This is a genomic window from Streptomyces canus, assembly GCF_001514145.1.
Lineage (GTDB): Bacteria > Actinomycetota > Actinomycetes > Streptomycetales > Streptomycetaceae > Streptomyces > Streptomyces canus.
The window spans coordinates 1-2,317 of record NZ_KQ948703.1 but is presented as its reverse complement, the minus strand read 5'-3'; the positions used below and the strand labels follow the sequence as shown (position 1 = coordinate 2,317).

2 protein-coding genes and 1 pseudogene are annotated in these 2,317 nt (G+C 68.2%); 2 read left to right on the top strand and 1 reads right to left on the bottom strand.

Annotated elements, in window-relative coordinates; translation table 11 throughout:
* Window positions 1-339: GntR family transcriptional regulator (locus tag AQJ46_RS50980; RefSeq protein ID WP_208617141.1), on the bottom strand; the 339-nt coding region annotated here is incomplete at its 3' end.
* A gap of 219 nt (window positions 340-558) precedes the next feature.
* Between AQJ46_RS50980 and AQJ46_RS50975 the strand changes: the two genes are divergently transcribed.
* Entirely contained in the window at window positions 559-1,530 is a 972-nt protein-coding gene (locus AQJ46_RS50975) for a 2-dehydropantoate 2-reductase (protein ID WP_059212184.1), read from the top strand.
* Between the two features lie 347 nt (window positions 1,531-1,877).
* A pseudogene (locus AQJ46_RS59595) lies at window positions 1,878-2,309 on the top strand (molybdopterin dinucleotide binding domain-containing protein); the annotation flags it as partial.
* Window positions 2,310-2,317: the final 8 nt, after the last annotated feature.

Genomic DNA, 2,317 nt, shown 5'->3' with positions numbered 1-2,317 from the left:
ACCCGCATTCGCCGCAGCCAACCGCGCCGCCTCCGCCTCCAACAACGTCCGCACCGTCAGAAGCTGATCAGCCTCCTCATCCGTCGGCTCATGCACGAACGCACCCTGCGCAGGCCGCAGATCCACCCACCCCTCAGTGTTCAACCGCTGCAAAGCCTCACGCACCGGCTGCCGCGACACCCCCAAATGCCCCGCCAACTCACTCTCCACCAGATGCTGACCCGGCTGCAGAGCCCGCGTCGTGATGAGTTCGAGCAGCGCTCCGTAGACACGGTCGCGCAGCGGACCGGGGCGCTCGAGCCTGGGCACCGTCCCGTACGGCAGTCCTGTCGTCGGCAACATCGCGGTCCCTCCTGTACAGCGGGTCGTCGCTGCAGCTGAGAGCCAAGTATGAATTGGTTTTCGCCTACAGTCTACGGCGCGCAAGGGCGTAGCAGCAGCTCAACGGGCTTGGTGACGTCACGACCCTTGCTGAGCACTCCCTCCATCCTGTAGACAATATCCAGTCGACAAAGTCGGCAGTTCCTCGGTCACCCTCACCGAACGGAGCTTCCACCCATGAAAGTCGCCATCCTCGGCGCCGGAGCCATCGGTGCCTACGTCGGCGCGGCACTCCACCGCGCCGGCGCCGACGTCCACCTCATCGCCCGCGGTCCGCATCTGGCGGCCATGCGGCAGCACGGTGTCCAAGTCCTCAGCCCCCGCGGTGACTTCACCGCCCACGCCCATGCCACCGACGACCCGGCCGAGATCGGCCCGGTCGACTACGTCTTCCTCGGTCTGAAGGCCAACTCGTACGCGGCGTGCGGGCCGCTCATCGAGCCCCTTCTCACCGACACCACCGCGGTCATCGCGGCTCAGAACGGCATCCCCTGGTGGTACTTCCACCGGCACGGCGGCCCGCATGACGGCCACCGCATCGAAAGTGTCGACCCGGGGGGTGCGGTCAGTGCGGTGCTCGCGCCCTTCCGGGCCATCGGTTGTGTCGTCTACGCGGCGACCGAGCTCGAAGGGCCGGGTGTCGTACGGCACTTGGAAGGCACCCGGTTCTCCATCGGGGAGCCCGACCGCAGCCTCTCACCCCGGTGTCAGGCCTTCAGTGAGGCCATGCAGGCGGGCGGGCTCAAGTGTCCGGTCGAACCGAACCTCCGGGACGACATCTGGCTCAAGCTGCTGGGCAACATCTCCTTCAACCCCATCAGCGCGCTGGCCCGTGCCACCATGCGCCAGATGTGCCTGCACGGCGGTACCCGCAAGGTCATCGAGACGATGATGGCCGAGACTCTCGCGGTCGCCGAGGCCCTCGACTGTACCGTCGGTGTCTCCATCGAACGCCGCCTCGCCGGCGCCGAACGGGTCGGTGACCATCGCACCTCCACGCTCCAGGACCTGGAGCGCGGCAAGCCCCTGGAACTCGACGTCCTCCTCACCGCGGTCATCGAGCTGGCGGAGATCACCGGCGTGGACGTGCCCACGCTGCGTACCGTCCACGCGCTCTCCGACCTCCTCGCGATCCGGTCCGCCGCATGACGGAACTGGGCACCCACGCCATCGGGTCGGGACCTCGGATCCGGCCGAACGCCGGATCCGAGGTCCCGATGGCCCATGCGATCGGCCGCGAGATCATCGGGGCGGGCCTGGCCGACCGGGAGTTCATCGATCGTGCGACCCGGGGCTTCGAGGAGTACAGGCAACTCGTCGAGCCGTGGACGGTGTCGCTCGCGGTGAAGGTGACGGGCGTACCGGCCGCTGTCCTACGGGAGTTGGCGCAGGCCTACGCGCGGGGCGAGCCGTTACGGGCGTTCGACGGCACCGAGCACGAGGAGGACCGCGCGCTGATCAACCTGTCACTGCTCACTGGCCGCGGTCACACCGATCGAGAGCGGCGTGCACCTTTCCACCTGGTCCGGCACGCCCCTCCCGTCGACCTGACGGACGAGGAGTATCCGGTCAGGCTCACCAAGGGCCGCCGTCTGGACTCGTACAACACCCTTCTGCAGAAGGGTGGTTCGGGGCCGTCGTTGCGGCGTGCCGAGTGTGTCGAGCTGAGTCCGGAGGACGCCGAGCGCTACGGCGTGGTCGTCGGCGAGCCGGTGCGGGTAGCCACCCGGCGGGGTTCGGCGACGGCACCGGTGTGGGTGGATCCGGCGCTGCGGCCCGGTGTGGCGTTCATGACCGGCCGGTCACCGGATGGATCGGACGCCAACCCGTGTTGTTCCAGGGCCAGTTGTCCGATCGCGGGGGCTGTGGAGTTCGAGGCTGCCGCGATTCGGATCGAGAAGATGCCCGTCGTGGCGATACGGAACTGAGGCCGGAC

What these genes read in the sequence shown, in the direction of transcription:
- AQJ46_RS50975 (WP_059212184.1), top strand. Translation starts at nt 559, where the DNA reads ATGAAAGTCGCCATCCTCGGCGCCGGAGCCATCGGTGCCTACGTCGGC.